The organism is Eubacterium multiforme (assembly GCF_030813415.1).
Taxonomy (GTDB): domain Bacteria; phylum Bacillota; class Clostridia; order Clostridiales; family Clostridiaceae; genus Clostridium; species Clostridium multiforme.
Genome location: NZ_JAUSUF010000005.1, coordinates 120,426 through 136,581 on the forward strand (window position 1 = coordinate 120,426; position 16,156 = coordinate 136,581).

The 16,156-nt window shown below is 27.4% G+C and carries 19 protein-coding genes and 1 riboswitch; all 19 genes read left to right on the plus strand.

The window, feature by feature from the left end; all coding sequences use genetic code 11:
* Positions 1-74: 74 nt before the first annotated feature.
* A riboswitch (cyclic di-GMP riboswitch) is annotated at positions 75-158 on the plus strand.
* 99 nt (positions 159-257) lie between these two features.
* Positions 258-581, plus strand: a complete 324-nt coding sequence (locus J2S18_RS09035; RefSeq protein ID WP_307485985.1) for a flagellar basal body protein — start codon at positions 258-260, stop codon at positions 579-581.
* Between the two features lie 5 nt (positions 582-586).
* Complete coding sequence (flgC, locus tag J2S18_RS09040) at positions 587-991, plus strand: flagellar basal body rod protein FlgC (protein ID WP_307485989.1); 405 nt, start codon at positions 587-589, stop codon at positions 989-991.
* A 12-nt stretch (positions 992-1,003) separates the two neighbouring features.
* The gene (gene fliE, locus J2S18_RS09045; protein WP_307485991.1) at positions 1,004-1,306 is read left to right on the plus strand and encodes a flagellar hook-basal body complex protein FliE; all 303 of its coding nucleotides are present in this window, start codon (positions 1,004-1,006) and stop codon (positions 1,304-1,306) included.
* 25 nt (positions 1,307-1,331) lie between these two features.
* Complete coding sequence (gene fliF / locus J2S18_RS09050) at positions 1,332-2,861, plus strand: flagellar basal-body MS-ring/collar protein FliF (RefSeq protein WP_307485995.1); 1,530 nt, start codon at positions 1,332-1,334, stop codon at positions 2,859-2,861.
* Positions 2,862-2,873: 12 nt separating this feature from the next.
* Positions 2,874-3,926 (plus strand): flagellar motor switch protein FliG, encoded by a 1,053-nt coding sequence (gene fliG / locus J2S18_RS09055; RefSeq protein ID WP_307485998.1) that lies wholly within the window; start codon positions 2,874-2,876, stop codon positions 3,924-3,926.
* Positions 3,919-4,671, plus strand: coding sequence for a FliH/SctL family protein (locus J2S18_RS09060; RefSeq protein ID WP_307486001.1), 753 nt, complete (start codon positions 3,919-3,921; stop codon positions 4,669-4,671). Before fliG ends, J2S18_RS09060 begins: the two co-directional genes overlap by 8 nt.
* Positions 4,672-4,679: 8 nt before the next feature.
* Positions 4,680-5,987: a flagellar protein export ATPase FliI gene (gene fliI / locus J2S18_RS09065; protein ID WP_307486003.1), complete on the plus strand. Its 1,308-nt coding sequence runs from the start codon at positions 4,680-4,682 to the stop codon at positions 5,985-5,987.
* Positions 5,988-6,000: 13 nt separating this feature from the next.
* A complete protein-coding gene (fliJ, locus tag J2S18_RS09070; RefSeq protein WP_307486006.1) occupies positions 6,001-6,441 on the plus strand; it encodes a flagellar export protein FliJ in 441 nt (146 codons plus the stop codon).
* 10 nt (positions 6,442-6,451) lie between these two features.
* Positions 6,452-7,897, plus strand: a complete 1,446-nt coding sequence (locus tag J2S18_RS09075; protein ID WP_307486009.1) for a hypothetical protein — start codon at positions 6,452-6,454, stop codon at positions 7,895-7,897.
* 10 nt (positions 7,898-7,907) lie between these two features.
* On the plus strand, positions 7,908-8,378 hold the full coding sequence (locus J2S18_RS09080) for a flagellar hook assembly protein FlgD (RefSeq protein WP_307486011.1): 471 nt from the start codon (positions 7,908-7,910) through the stop codon (positions 8,376-8,378).
* 26 nt (positions 8,379-8,404) lie between these two features.
* Positions 8,405-9,250 (plus strand): flagellar hook-basal body complex protein, encoded by an 846-nt coding sequence (locus J2S18_RS09085; RefSeq protein ID WP_307486014.1) that lies wholly within the window; start codon positions 8,405-8,407, stop codon positions 9,248-9,250.
* A 16-nt stretch (positions 9,251-9,266) separates the two neighbouring features.
* Entirely contained in the window at positions 9,267-10,082 is an 816-nt protein-coding gene (locus tag J2S18_RS09090; RefSeq protein ID WP_307486017.1) for a motility protein A, read from the plus strand.
* Positions 10,072-10,785 carry an OmpA/MotB family protein gene (locus tag J2S18_RS09095; RefSeq protein ID WP_307486019.1) on the plus strand — a complete coding sequence of 238 codons (714 nt, stop codon included), beginning with the start codon at positions 10,072-10,074 and terminating at the stop codon, positions 10,783-10,785. The genes J2S18_RS09090 and J2S18_RS09095 overlap by 11 nt, the downstream gene beginning before the upstream one ends.
* A gap of 33 nt (positions 10,786-10,818) precedes the next feature.
* A complete protein-coding gene (locus J2S18_RS09100) occupies positions 10,819-11,202 on the plus strand; it encodes a flagellar biosynthetic protein FliO (RefSeq protein ID WP_307486022.1) in 384 nt (127 codons plus the stop codon).
* Positions 11,202-11,870: a flagellar type III secretion system pore protein FliP gene (gene fliP, locus J2S18_RS09105; RefSeq protein WP_307486024.1), complete on the plus strand. Its 669-nt coding sequence runs from the start codon at positions 11,202-11,204 to the stop codon at positions 11,868-11,870. The genes J2S18_RS09100 and fliP overlap by 1 nt, the downstream gene beginning before the upstream one ends.
* 10 nt (positions 11,871-11,880) lie before the next feature.
* On the plus strand, positions 11,881-12,150 hold the full coding sequence (fliQ, locus tag J2S18_RS09110) for a flagellar biosynthesis protein FliQ (protein ID WP_307486027.1): 270 nt from the start codon (positions 11,881-11,883) through the stop codon (positions 12,148-12,150).
* Position 12,151: 1 nt separating this feature from the next.
* The gene (locus J2S18_RS09115; RefSeq protein WP_307486030.1) at positions 12,152-12,904 is read left to right on the plus strand and encodes a flagellar biosynthetic protein FliR; all 753 of its coding nucleotides are present in this window, start codon (positions 12,152-12,154) and stop codon (positions 12,902-12,904) included.
* Positions 12,905-13,012: 108 nt separating this feature from the next.
* Positions 13,013-14,083, plus strand: coding sequence for a flagellar biosynthesis protein FlhB (gene flhB / locus J2S18_RS09120; protein WP_307486031.1), 1,071 nt, complete (start codon positions 13,013-13,015; stop codon positions 14,081-14,083).
* A 15-nt stretch (positions 14,084-14,098) separates the two neighbouring features.
* Positions 14,099-16,153, plus strand: coding sequence for a flagellar biosynthesis protein FlhA (gene flhA, locus J2S18_RS09125; RefSeq protein WP_307486034.1), 2,055 nt, complete (start codon positions 14,099-14,101; stop codon positions 16,151-16,153).
* Positions 16,154-16,156 lie beyond the last annotated feature (3 nt).

A 16,156-nucleotide genomic window follows, 5' to 3' on the forward strand; every position in this document is an offset into this window, starting at 1 on the left:
GTAGAAATGTATTAAATTTAAATAATAAGTAGAAAAATGTAATTTAATAGTATATAATATACAATATAATATAATTTAATAATTAGCAAAATTAGGGAAACTTAATGACGCAAAGCTATAGGGGCTAAGATCAAATATTATGCCAGCCAGTTGCACTAACAAAATAAGAAAAATTATCTTATTTTTTTTCTTGTTTTTTTGATTTTTGGCTGCTTCCTTTGTGAGTGGTTTTTTTTTGCGGTTAAAAGGAGGAATGTATGGAGATTTATGGATTAATAAAAGCAAGTTTAGATGTGGCTAAGTTACGGGGAGAAACAATAGCAAATAATATTTCAAATGTTAATACACCAGGATATAAAAGAAAATACGTTACATTTGAAGAAAGTTTAAATGAAACAAATAAAAAGAATAATATCCAAGTTAAGGAAGATAAATCAACAAGTATGAGAGCAGACGGGAACAATGTGGATTTAGAAAGTGAAAAGGTAGATCAAGCTGCAAATACTCTTATGTATAACAGTTTGATAAGCATTACAAACATTAAATTAGCCATGGCTAAAAGTGTAATAAGTGGAAGGTAATAAAAATGAGCATATTTAGTGGAATGAGAATAAGTGCTAGTGGATTAAGTGCTGAAAGATTAAGATTAGATGTAATATCATCAAATATTGCAAATTCAAGAACAACTAGAACTAAAAATGGTGGTGCATATGTAAGAAAGGTGGCTGTCTTTTCTGAAAATTATGATAGAAAGTTAGGAATGTTAGGTGTTAAGGCAGTTAAGTTAGAAAATGATAAATCACCACTTAAAAAAGTTTATAATCCAAACCATCCTGATGCAAATAAGGATGGATATGTAGAATATCCTAATGTTGATTTATTAGTTGAGATGTCTGATTTAATAACTGCAGCTAGATCTTATGAATCTAATGTTGATTCTTTAAATGCGCAAAAAAATATGATTTCTAAAGCTTTAGAAATTGGAAAGTAATAGGGGGATAAAATGAATATAGGATCAGTAGGAGCGTTAAATTCATTAGTAAATAACTTTGATGCACAAAAAGCAGTAGAAACTAAAGAAAATAGTGGAAACTTTTCTAAAGTGTTAGGTGATGCAATAAATAAAGTAAATGAGCTTCAAGTAACTGCAGATAATAAAGCTGAAAGCCTAATTAAGGGTGAGAATGTTAATATGCATGATGTTATGTTATCAATGCAAGAAGCACAAGTATCAATGCAATTACTTATAGAAACTAGAAACAAGGTTGTTGAAGCTTATCAAGAAATAAATAGAATGCAATTATAAAAGTCTTTAATAAAAGGAAGATAGTATGCAAAATAATTTAATAGATAAAATAAAAGGTTTTTCTAAAAATTCAGTAGAAAAGGTCAAAAATTTAAAACTTGGTACTAAAGTTGCCATAGGTATTGGAATAGTAACATTAATATTAGCATTAATGTTTACTATAAATTACAGCAGAAAAAATAAATATAAAGTATTATTTTCAGGACTAGATTCTGCAGATGCTGCAAATGTCACAAAGTCTTTAGAAGATAAAAAAGTTGATACAAAAATAGAGGGAGATTCAATTCTTGTACCTAAAGATCAAGTAGATAAATTGAGAATAGAATTATCTCCAAACATAACCAATGGTTCAAAGGGATTTGAATTAATGGATAAGGGTTCAAATCTTTCTATGACAGATGAAGAATTCAAAATAGAAAAGACCAGGATGATACAAGGAGAACTAGAAAAAACTATAAAAACATTTCCTGGTGTAAATAATGCAAGAGTACATATAACCCAAGGGGAACAGTCAGTATTTAATGGAAAAGGTAAAGATGGAAAAGCGGCTGTTTATATTTCTTTAAAAGATGGAGGAACATTAGATAAAAGCCAAATAAAATCCATAATAGCATTAGTTTCAGCTAGTGGAATTAATATTCCTAAAAAAAATGTAGAGGTAATAGATCAAAATATGGATTTACTATCAGAGGGAATATATGATGAGTCTGGAAAGGTTGCTAATGCAGCTGGTTTAACAGGAACAAAAAATGCTGAAAAGCAATTAAGTGAAGAATTAAAAAAGAGAGTAAAATCAATGCTTGAACCTATTTTTGGAGAAGGTAAGGTTGAAGTTGGTATAAATGCTACTTTAAATTCTAAAACTGTAGAAAAAAATGAGCTTAAACTAGATCCTAAAAAAGTTATTTCATCTTCTACAAAGAGTGAAAATTCAGCTACTGATGAAAATACTAAAGGATCACCAGTTGATAATAATATGAATAATACTGCAAATGCAAAATCTCAAGATAATAAATCCAAAGAAGAATCAATTAAATATGAAATAGGAAAAAGTGAAACAAAAACATTAGCTCCTCCAGGAGATGTAAATCGTATAACTGCTTCTATTGCAATTGATGGAAATATTACTAATGATGTAATGAGAAATGTAGAAGATATGGTAGAGTCTGCAATTGGGATGGATGCAAAAAGAGGAGATAGCATATCTGTTGTTGGTATGAATTTTGCTAAGGGCAAAGTAGATGATATTAATGATGGAAAAGCAAAAAAATTAAATATAACTCCTATAAAGATAGCAATAGCAGTAGTACTTATAATGCTTTTAGCTGCAGGATTTATAATATTTAAGAAAAAAGGTAAGAAAACAGACATAGAAGATGAAGAAGATATGTCAAAGGAAACAGAATACTTTGCTAATTTATTAAAAACAAAAGATAAGGAAAGTGAATTAGACAATGATGATTCTGAAGAAAATATTGAAGAAGAAGTTAAGAAGTTAGCCTCAAATAATCCAGATGAAGTAAGTGAATTAATAAAGAGATGGCTAAATGATTAGGGGAGGTATTAAGTGTACAAGAACGAAGAAAAAAATCAAAAACCGTATGATTTTAAAAGTTTAAGTTTAAAAAATATTAGTGGGCCTAAAAAGGCTGCTGTTTTACTTATGACATTAGGTGCTGATATATCCTCTAATATATTAAAGAAACTATCAGATAAACAAATACAAAAGATAGGTGTAGAGATAGCTAATATAAATAATGTTACAGCTGAAGAAAGAAAAATGATATTAAAGGAATTCTTAAATGAAAGAAAAAGCAAAAATTTCTCTATAGAGGGTGGAATTGAGTATGCAAATTCTTTATTAAGAGGAGCCTTTGATGAAAATAAGGCTAATAAGCTTATGGAAGGTATAAAATATGATGCCTATAATAAAGTATTTACTACAGCAAGAAAATCTGATGCTAAAACAATAAAAGCATGTATTGCAGGAGAAAGTCCACAAACTATTGCAATAATACTTGCTTACATTCAATCAGAAAAATCTGCTGAAATATTATCTGGATTAGATGAAAACTTACAAAGGGAAGTTGCACTGAAACTTGGAACAATTTCTAAAATATCACCTATTGTAATAAGAGCTGTGGATAATGTTTTAACTAAAAAGCTTAATTCTAAGAAAAATGGTAATATGGATGAATCAACAGGGGTTGATAATCTTCTAAATATACTTCCTAAAGTTGATGGAAAAACAGAAAAGAATATTATTAATTATTTAGAAAATGAAAATAATACATTAGCTAATGAAATTAAAGCTCATATGTTTACTTTTGAAGATATAGTAAACCTTGATAAGATTTCAGTACAAAAGGTATTAAAGTATGTAAATGTAAAAGATTTATCAATAGCATTAAAAGATGCTAATGATAGCATTATAAATACTATATTAGAAAACCAATCTATTAGGGCAGCAGAGGAACTTAAAGAAGAGATTGAATTACTTGGCAAGGTAAAAGTATCACAGGTAGATGACGCTAAGAGAAAAATTGTAAATGTAGTTAGAAAGCTTGAAAAAGATGGCGTTATAAGTAGTAGAAAAGGGGAGGAAGAAACCCTTGTCTAGATTTACTGGTGTATTAAGAAGTGAAAATGTTGAAGTAAAAGGTAAGGTAATTTTAAAGGAATCTCAAGAAAATGGTTTTTTAAATGCTGAACAAAAGATGATTTTAGAAAAAGAAAATATAGAAAATAAAATTATAGAAGCAAAAAAACAATATGAAAAGATAATTATTGAAACAGAAAAGAAAAAGGACAACATAATTAAGGAAGCAAATGAAAAGTCTAAGACTATTGAGAAAAAAGCCTATGAAGAGGGCTACAATCAAGGATTAAAAAATGGCTATGAAGATGGTTATAAGGAAGCTTATGAAGAAAATATAGAAAAAGCTATTTCTGAAAGTGAAAAGATTAAGGAAGATGGATATAATACATTACTTAAAATAAATGAAAGTATAGCTAAATATATTGAAGAAAAGAAACATGATATATTAAATATTTCTATTAAAATTGCAGAACAAGTTCTTAAAGAGAAATTTGAAGAAAGTGATTCTATGAATAAGATGCTTATAAAAATAATTGAAGAATATAGCCTTAAAAAAGACTTGATAATAAAAGTTAATCCTAATTACATAGAAAAATTACAAATAAGTATAGATAAAATGATTAATGAATCAAAATCAAATCAAAAAGTATTTGTTATTCCAGATAGTAGTATAGAAAAAGGAAATGCACAGATAGATATAGGTAATGGAAAGTTAACTGTAGGACTAGATGTGGTACTAGATAAAGTGAAAAGTGAACTGTTATAGGAGGGTATATGATATCTTTAGATTTTGATAAAGAACTAATAAAAATTTCAAATATAACTCCATTTATATCAGAAGGAAAAGTTGAGAAGGTAATAGGTCTTACTATTGAAGTGTCAGGATTAAAGGCATCTGTTGGAGAACTTTGTACTATATATAATGTAAGCAACACTCCAATAAATTGTGAAGTTGTTGGATTTAAAGAATCCCAAATAATACTTATGCCTTTAGGAAATTTAGTTGGAATTGGACCAGGATGCAAAGTAATAGCAAGTGGAAATCCTTGCAGCGTTAAGTGTAGTGACAAACTTTTGGGAAAAGTAATTGATCCTTTAGGGAATCCAATAGATGGAAGCAGAATATTAGGGGGAGAATTATGCAGCTTATTTAAGACTCCACCTGATCCTATGAAGAGAAAGAGAATTAAAAATGTTATGCCAACAGGTATAAAAGCTATTGATGGATTTATTACCTGTGGTGAAGGGCAAAGAATTGGTATTTTTGCAGGAAGTGGTGTTGGTAAAAGTACAACCCTTGGAATGATAGCAAGGTCTGCAGAGGCAGAAGTTAATGTTATTGCATTAATAGGGGAAAGAGGTAGAGAAGTTCTGGATTTCATAGAAAGAGATTTAGGGGAAGAAGGAATGAAAAAGTCAGTTGTAGTTTGCGCAACATCAGATAAGCCACCTTTAGTTAGATTAAAGGGAGCATTAACTGCAACATCTATTGCAGAATACTTTAGAGATCAAGGTAAAAAAGTAATACTTATGATGGACTCTGTTACAAGATTTGCAATGGCACAAAGAGAAATTGGATTAGCTATAGGAGAGCCGCCAGCTCAAAAAGGATATACTCCATCTGTTTTTGCTGAACTACCAAAGTTAATGGAGAGAAGTGGCTTATCAGATAAAGGTTCAATAACTGCATTTTATACTGTTTTAGTTGATGGAGATGATTTTAATGAACCTATTGCAGATGCTGTAAGAGGAATATTAGATGGGCATATAGTTTTATCAAGGGATTTAGCTCACAAAAATCATTATCCCGCAATAGATATATCAAATAGTGTAAGTCGTCTTATGAATGATATATGTGATGATGAGCATAAAGCTGTAGCATCTTATGCTAGAGATTTAATAGCTACATATAAAGAGGCTGAAGATTTAATTAATATAGGAGCCTATGAAAATGGATCAAATCCTAAAATTGATAAATCTATAGAATTTATAGATGACATTAATAACTATTTAAAACAGGGAGTAAATGAAAGTAATACTTTTGATGAAAATATAAGCAGTTTAAAAAATATATTTAGATAAGAGGTAATTAGCATTGGATAATTTTAGATTTAAACTTCAAAAAGTATTAGATATAAAAATTAAAAATGAAGATGAAAGTAAAATTAAATATTCAAAAGTGCAAAATGAAAAAAGGTTTATAGAAAGAAAATTAGAGAATCTTAAAGCTAATTATGAAAAATATTCAGAGAATATAAAGTGCGAGGATACAATTTCAAGAAAAATAGTTTCTAATTATTTATATTCTTTATCAAGGTCAATTGAAGAGACTAATGAGGATTTAAATGATAAAAATAATTTATTAAAGGAAGTTAAATTAGAACTTTTAAATAGGCAAATAGAAAGAAAGTCATTAGAGAAACTTAAGGAAAATAAGCATAAAGCATTTGTAAAAGAAGAGGAACATAAGGAACAAATAGCAAATGATGAGTTTGGAATGTATGCATTTTTAAGAAATAGAGCTCAAATTGTTTAGGAGTTAGATTATGAAAATAGACATGTTAGAAATGAAAGTTAATTATAAAAATAGTGACATTGTAAAAGATTCGAAAAGTAAAGATGAATTCATATCTATTTTAGATGAAAAAGCTTTAGATAGTATAAATATTCAAGATATAAATATTCTTCATAAGGGTAAGCCTGATGAAGATGAAAAAATAGATGACAAATTAAATGAAATCCTATCTTTATTATTAAATAAACTTAACATAATTAATGGGAACATTTTACAGGAAGAAGAGAGTAAAGGTATTACTGAAGATGTTAAAGAAGATCCTAAAAAAGTTATAGATACCATAAATACAATAAAAAGTTCTTTAAATAATGATATAAAAGCTAATGAAAGTAATAAGGATTTAAAAAACATATTTAATGTTAAAAATATTAGCACATATAAACTAGATAAAATAGAAAAGATATTTGAACTAATAGAAAATAGGGATATTAAAAAAATTAGTGAATTAATAAATATAGATAATACCAACATAGAAGATTTTAAAGAAATCTCTAAAAATAAACAAAGTGATATTAGCTTAAATAATTTAAAAGATTATATTTTAAATATTTTTAATGAAGCAAAGGCTGATACTAAATTATTAAAGGATAATAAGGATTTAATGGTTAGTAGAAATATAGTTAAAGTTTCCAAAGATGATATGGATATATTAAATTATATAGCGTTAGATAAAAATAAATTTAATAAATATAACAATTTGAATTTAAACACAGAGGAAACTACTAAAGAAAATAATGTAACACCATTAAATCAAAATGGACATTTAGAAGAAGATAGGGAAATTATAAATAACAAAACCTTTAATAATGTTAATGTAACAAATAATGATTTAAATAACTTAGATTATAAAAAGGAAGATTTGAAAAGCAAAATAGATAATGGATTAGAAATAAAACCTAATAATAATCTAGATAAAAATGGGATAACTTCTAATATAACGAGCATAGAAAACAACAATTTAAATAATATATCAAATGATAATAGAACTATTGTTGTTAGGAGAGAATTTATTAAAAATGATGTTGTTCAGGGAATAAATTATCTTAAAAATCATAAGTTAGAAAAAATAAATGTAATTATGAATCCTAAAGAATTAGGAACTATGAAAATAAGTGTTATAAAGACTTTAGATAAAAGTAATTATCTTATTAATGTAACTAACAAAGATACTTTACTTATGATTAAGGATAATTTAAATGAAATAAAGAATCATCTTATTAATATGAACTTAGATAGTAGAGATGTGAATGTTGAAGTTAAATTAGGTAACTTTGAAAATAGTTTTAATGAAGATAATAATAGACAATTTAATGAAAATAATAGAGAAGAAAAAAGAGAAAAAACTTTTATTAAAGAAAATGATAGTGAATTAGAGAATACTTTTGTAGAAGATACAAATATCAATTTATTAATATAGGAGAATAAGTATGAAAATAACTAGTGTAAAAGATATAGGTAATAATAGAACTGAAAATGGAACAAAAATAGTTGAAAAGGGAAAAGAAATTAATAAAGAAATATTTCTTAAGATGTTAGTAGGTCAAATGACTAATCAAGATCCATTAAACACTCAAGATCCATCACAATATATTACTCAGTTATCACAATTTTCTTCCTTAGAACAAATGATGAGTTTAAATGATTCTATAAAAAATTTAATAAACATGAATAATGGAATTTTAATTAATAGTTCACTTCAAACAGCATCATCATTAATTGGGAAAAATGTAGAGGTAAATTCTTCAACAGAAGATGGAAGTATTAAAAAATTTGTTGGGGATATAAAAAGTGTATCTGTGGAAAATAATACAGTATTTTTAGAAGTTTCTCTAGATAATACCAAAGAAATAAAAAAGTTTAAGTATTCTGAATTAGTAAAAGTAAATTCAAGTAAATAACATAAGATTATAAGGAGGATATACAAATGTTAAAATCAATGTATTCTGGAATAAGTGGTATGAAAGCTAATCAAACTAAGATGGATGTAGTAGGAAACAATGTTGCAAATTCAGGAACTACTGCTTTTAAAAAGTCTGGAGTTAGATTTAGTGATGCATTAAATCAAACAATAATATATTCAAGTGCACCAGGAAAAAATGTAGGTGGAGTTAATCCTGGACAAGTTGGTATTGGAGTTAAAGTAGCAAGTGTAGAAAAATATATGACTCAAGGTGCTATTCAAACTACAGGAAGACCTACAGATTTAGCAATAGATGGAGATGGATTTTTTATAATTCAAATGGATAAGAAAGAAGCTGTAATTGTTGAAGGATATACTAGAGATGGTTCCTTTTCTTTAGATGCTAATGGTAATTTAGTAACATCTAAAGGATATAAAGTATTAAATACAAAGAATGAACCTATAACAATTCCAAAGGAATATGGGGCAGCACCTGATGGTGTAAAAAAGAAGGTTGTTTCTTTTAATATTTCAACAGAAGGTAATTTAACATATCTTTTAGAAGATGGAACTAAGGTAGAAAATCTTCAAACTCTTAAACTTGCAGTATTTCAAAATGATGCTGGATTAGAAGCTAAAAATGGAAACATTTATTCAGAAACTGCAAATTCAGGAAAGCCTATGTATAACACTGGAGAAAAGTCAGCAAAAATTGGACTTATAAATCAAGGAGCTATAGAAATGGCTAATATTGATTTATCAGAAGAATTTACAGATATGATAGTTGCAACAAGAGCTTTCCAAGCATCAGGTAAAGTAATAACAACTAGTGATGAATTATTACAAGAAATATTAAATCTTAAAAGATAAATAAGAGGGTAAGGATATGAAAAGACAAGATATATTAACACCTATTGGTATATTATTAGGAATAGGATTTATGATTTTTGCTATATCTCAAGGATCTGTTGGGATAAATGCATTTTATGATTTTATATCAATAATTATAACTGTAGGAGGTTCTTTTGCAGCTGTATTAATTACATTTCCATTAGATGATATTAGATTATTTCTTCGCATGAATTCAAAGTTATTTACAAATCCTTCTATGTCAAAGGTTAAAACAATTGATATGTTTAAAGATTTATCTATAAAGGCAAGAAGAGATGGGCTACTTAGTTTAGAAAATGAACTTGGAGGCATTAAAGATGACTTTCTAAAAAGTGGTTTAGAATTAGTTATTGATGGAATTGATGATAAATTAATAGAAGAAGTAATGAATAATAAAATAACAGAAATTGAAAACAGATACAATAAAGGAGCAAAAATATTTAAAACATGGGGATCATATGCTCCTGCATTTGGTATGTTAGGTACCCTTATTGGACTTATTCAAATGCTTGCAAAACTTGATAATCCAGATGTTATAGCAAGTGGAATGGCAAAGGCACTTATTACAACTTTCTATGGTGCTTTATTAGCTAATTTAATATTAAATCCTTTAGGATTTAACCTACAAAATAAGGCTGAAAAAGAAGCTGAAAATAAAGAGATGATGTTAGTAGGTATTTTATGTATTAAAAATTCTGAAACAACAAGAGTTTTAGAAGAAAAATTAATGAGTTTTTTAACAGAAAAAGAAAAGAAAAAATATATGAATGAAAAAAATAGAAATAAGAAGGTAGAGATGAATGTCGCGTAAAAAAAGAAAGACAGATGATATTAATTCAAATGGCTGGATGGATACATATGCTGATACAATAACTTTGCTTTTAACATTTTTTATATTACTATATTCCTTTTCAACAACTGATAACAAGAAACTTAAGCTTATTGCTGCTGCCTTTGAAAATAACATGCTAGGAAAGACAACTAATCAGGCAACTGGTGGAGGAAATGCTGAGGCAGCAATTAAAACAGAGTATGAAAATCTTGTAGATAAAGTAAATGAAATAATAAAGAAAAATGATTTGGAGAAAGTTATTAAGGTTAGAGAAGAAGATTCTGGAGTAGTTCTTCAGCTTAGTGATAGTATTTTATTTGATTCAGGAAGAGCAGAACTTAAAAAAGATAGCACAAAGGTATTAGATGTAATAAGTAATATTATTCCTAAGATAACCAATGAAATTAGTGTTCAAGGACATACGGATAACGTTCCAATACATAATAGTAAATATGAGTCAAACTGGGAACTATCTACAGCTAGAGCTGTAACTGTACTTCAGTATTTTATTGAGGTTAAAAAAATTAATCCTAAGAGATTCTCTGCAAATGGATATGGAGAATATAGACCATTAGTATCAAATAGTAATGATAAAAATAGATCAATTAATAGAAGAGTTGATATAGTAATTATGCAACAAAGAAATGTTAAAAAGGTAAGTGCTAAGGAATTACAGAAATAAGAAAATTAAAAAAGGGAAGGAAGTTAAGGAAATATGGATAAAACAATCATACAGTATTTAATAAATTGTATTGTATTTATACCAATTGGGGTACTATTAATGGTTATTTCTATAAGACTTAGCAAAAAAAATTTAAATAAAATAAATTCAGGTATATATGTTCAAGTTATTGAAAAATTTAATTTAAATAAAGATTTAAGTCTTTATTTTATAAAGACAGGCTCCACTGGATGTGTGCTAATAGCCTCAGCACATAATACAGAGAAAATAAAAGAGTTAGATGAAGATGAAATGGATGAAATAATGAGTATGAAAGCAAAAAGTCAAAATTCTATAAACTTATCTAAAATATCAAGTATATCTAATATAGATTTTAAGGATATTTTAAATAAAAAATTCATTGGGAAAAAAAGATAATGGATGTATTAAATAGGCTTCTTACAAATAACGCAAGTATGACACCAATGATGAAGGTGTTTTTCTTAATGACAGCTCTTATGTTTATAACAGCAATAATCTTTATGATGACAAGCTTTGTAAGAGTAATAATTACATTTTCATTTATTAAATCAGCCTTAGGAGCTCAGCAGATAATTCCAAATCAAATACTTATTGGACTTGCATTGTGTATAACTATGTTTATAATGACTCCAGTAGTTAATGATGTTGTGGATAAATCTATACAACCGTACATAAAAAATGAAATTAAGCTACCAAAGGCAGTGGAAGAGGCAAAAAAACCAATTGTAGGATTTTTATTAAAACAAACAAGAGATAAAGACTTAGAGTTATTTATAAATAACTCACCAAAAAAAATAGTTGTAAAAGATAAAAAAGATTTACCTTTAACAATAATAGTACCCGCATTTGCTATAAGTGAATTAAAAACAGCATTCCAAATAGGATTTATTATTTATATACCATTTTTAGTTATAGATTTAATAGTGTCCAGTGTGCTTATGTCTATGGGAATGTTTATGCTTCCACCGGCAATGGTATCTCTCCCATTTAAGTTATTATTATTTGTAATGGTTGACGGATGGGGATTATTGGTGAAATCTTTAATACAAAGTTTTACAGGATAGGAGAAAAGCTATGAGTGAAATGGCAATAATGACAATAGTAAAAAAAGCTCTATCAACAGGTGTTATGGTGGCAGGTCCTATTTTAGCTATATCATTAATTGTAGGATTAATAATAAGTATATTTCAAGCAACAACACAAATTCAAGAGCAAACTTTAACTTTTGTACCTAAGCTTGTTGCAATTATATTAGTTTTAATTATAGGTGGACCATGGATGTTTAATAAACTAATAATGCTAACAAATGAGCTATTTAATATTATAGCTACTATAAATAAGTAATATGTTTATTTATATAGTTATTAGAATAGCTGCCTTTTTTGTAGCTACTAATATTATATTTCCAAATGGAACGCCGCAAGTTTTTAAAGTATGTTTTTCAATATTTTTATCAATTATAATCGGAATAAATGTTGATAGTAATATTGTAGTAGAAAATGCCTTTGAATTATTAAGGCTTGGCTTTTTAGAAACAATAAATGGATTAGTGTTAGGATATATAGTTAATATATGTTTTTATAGTTTAAGGTTAGGTGGGAAATTAATAGATAACCAGTTAGGATTGTCTATGGCAAGCATATATGATCCTAATGTCCACAGCCAATCTACAATTATGGAAAATATGATGTACTTCATTGGAATAGTAGTATTTTTTGGATTAAATATACATCACATTCTAATAGGATCTATACAAAAGAGTTTTGAAATAATACCAGTTGGTCAATGTATACTAAAAAATAATTTAAGTTATATTTTAAAAATATTTTCAAGCTACTTTATTTTAGGAATTAAATTAGCTATACCAATAATAGTTGTTCTTATAATAACAGATTTAATAACTGGAATAATATCAAGAAGTATTTCAGGATTAAATGTAATGATAATTGGAATGCCTTTAAAGATGCTAGTTGGATTAGTATTCTTTTTAAGCATGTTGCCATTTATAATAAGTGGAATGCATGAGATGTTTAAAGGGTTAATAGGTGTTTTAGATGGAACATTTGGATTTAATATAACTAGTATAATTTTGATTTAAAAAAGCCTATGTTTTAGGTTAAAGCCTTATTAAGATGGGGTTATAGTTTTAGCTAAAATAAACATTAGTTTAAAAGGTAGTATAAAAATTAAAAATAAAGATTTGGAGGTGAATAATATATCTGAAAAAACCGAAAAAGCCACCCCTAAAAAAAAGAAGGATGAACGGAAAAAAGGTAATGTTGCAAAAAGTAAGGAAGCTATAAATGCATTAACACTAATAGGTTCTGTAATGTCTATATTTTATATGTCTAATTTTGCAATAGGGGAATTAAAAACATTAATAGCATCATTTTTAAGACTTGATTTTAATACAGATTTTAATAAAGAAATAGTCAAAACATTACTTAATAATGGTATAGTTATTTTTCTTAAAATATTTTTACCAATTGGACTTATTATATTGTGTATTGGAGTTATAGGAAATGTAATGCAAACAGGATTATTATTCACAAAAGAATCAATAAAACCTAAATTTTCAAAAATAAATCCAATTAACGGATTTAAAAATATGTTTTCTCAAAGAGCTTTTGTTAGCTTATTAAAAAATACACTTTTATTAATAATACTAAGTTATATAGGATATTCTTTTGTTAAAAATAATTATGGAGAAATATTAAGAACAGGAGATATTTATTTTCCAAACCTTATATATGTAATATTTTTAATAGTAAAAAAATTATTTTATATAGCTATATTAATAGCAGTTGTAATTGGAATTTTAGATTTTGCATATCAATTTTATTCTCATAATAAGAAGATGAAAATGAGTAAGCAAGAAATAAAAGATGAATTCAAACAGGCAGAAGGTGACCCACAAGTAAAGGGTCAAATAAAACAAAAGCAAAGGGAAATGGCAAATGCAAGAATGATACAAAGCACAAAAGATGCAACAGTTGTAGTAACCAACCCAACTCATTTATCTATTGCACTTAGATATGATAGGGAGATTGATTCTGCACCTGTAGTACTTGCAAAGGGTGCTGATGTTCTTGCTATGAATATAAGAAAAATAGCTAAAGAAAATGATATACCAATAATAGAAAATAAACCTTTTGCTAGATTTATATACAAAGAAGTAGAGGTTAATGAAGAAGTACCAGAAGAAATGTACTCAGCAGTTGCTGAAGTTTTAGTAGCTGTATACAAGATAAAGAATAGATACAAGAAAAATAGGTAGAGGAACTAAAAAAATATGGTAAATATGAGTAAAAAAAATAGATTTGAAATAGCTGTTGGATTTGGAGTTATTGGAATAATTTTAATGATTATAATACCACTACCTCCATTTATATTAGACATGTTATTAGTATTAAATATTAGTTTATCAGTGTTGATTTTATTAATGACACTTTTTTCAACTAATATACTTCAACTATCAATATTTCCAACTATATTATTAATAACAACTCTTTTTAGGCTAGGATTAAATATTTCCTCAACGAGGCTTATTTTAGGAGAAGGTTATGCAGGAAATGTAATTGAATCTTTTGGTAGTTTTGTTGTTAGAGGAAATTATGTTGTTGGAATAATTATTTTCTTAATTATTATAATAATTCAATTTGTAGTTATAACTAATGGTTCAGGTAGAGTTTCAGAAGTATCAGCAAGATTTACATTAGATGCTATGCCAGGAAAACAAATGAGTATTGATGCAGATTTAAATGCAGGTATGATTGATGAAATTACTGCAAAAAGAAGACGAAGAGAACTTCAACAAGAGGCAGATTTTTATGGTTCTATGGATGGTGCATCTAAGTTTGTTAAAGGTGATGCCATTGCAGGGATAATTATTACAATAATTAATATTATTGGTGGAATAATTATTGGTGTTGTAATGCTTAATATGGATTTTGTACAAGCAACTCAAACCTATGTAAGACTAACTATAGGAGATGGTCTTGTTAGTCAAATACCAGCATTATTAATATCTACATCAGCAGGTATACTTGTTACTAGAGCTGATAGTGATGAAAGTTTTGCAAGTTTAGCTGGTCAGCAGCTTACATCTATACCAAAAGCAATGATGATGACTGGAATAGTTTTATTTATTTTAGGAATTATGCCAGGGCTGCCAACATTAACCTTCTTCACTTTAGGTGTTGGACTTCTTTTAATTGGAGTTGTTTTAAGAAATAATGAAAATAAAGCTAAGGAAGAAGAGAATAAATTAGAAGAAGGAACTGAAGAGCCAGTGGCAGCAAATGATGTTGAGGATGTTACTGAACTTATTAATGTAGAAGTTTTAGAAGTTGAAATAGGATATGGTCTTATTCCCCTTGCAGATGAAAGTAGTGGAGGAGATTTACTCCAAAGAATATCTTCAATAAGAAGACAATGTGCAATTGATATGGGAATAATATTACAACCTATTAGAATAAGGGATAATCTTCAATTAGAGCCAAATGAGTATTGTATAAAAATAAGAGGTAATAAAGTAGCTACCTATGCATTAATGCCAACAATGCTTTTATGTATGGATCCTATGGGGTTAGGATTAGATATAGAAGGGATAAAAGCTGTAGAGCCAAGTTTTGGATTAGAGGCTAAATGGATAAGTAGTGATAAGGTTGAAGAAGCAGAACTTAGAGGATATACAATAGTAGATCCATCAACTATATTAGTTACACATTTATTAGAAATTATAAAAGATAAGGCTTATGAACTTATAGGAAGAGAAGAAGTAAAAGCTATAATGGATGCAACTAAAGAAAAATATGGTGTAGTTGTAGATGAATTAATACCAGATTTAATGACATTAGGAGAAGTACAAAAGGTATTTCAAAATTTACTTAGAGAAAAAGTTTCAATTAAAGATAGAGTAACTATTCTAGAAACTTTAGCAGATAACGCAATAAATACTAAAGATATTGAGCTTTTAACAGAGTATGTAAGAATGGCATTAAATAAAAGTATTTGTAATGGACTTGTAGATGAAAATAATTATATAACAGTAGCTACATTATCTAGTGATGTTGAAAATTTAATAGCAAATAATCTTCAAAAGTCTATGAATGGAACTTATCCAGCAGTAGATCCTGAGAGCACAAATAAAATATTTACAAGTATTAAAGAAATTATAGAAAGTGTAGATTTTTATAATAATATACCAGTAATTTTAGTATCTCCTAAAATAAGAGCTCCCTTTAGAAAACTTGTGGAAATGGTATTTCCTAATGTATCAATATTATCACTTAATGAAATTCCAAATGATATTCAAATAAGGGCAAGTGCAGTAGTAAATATTTAACTA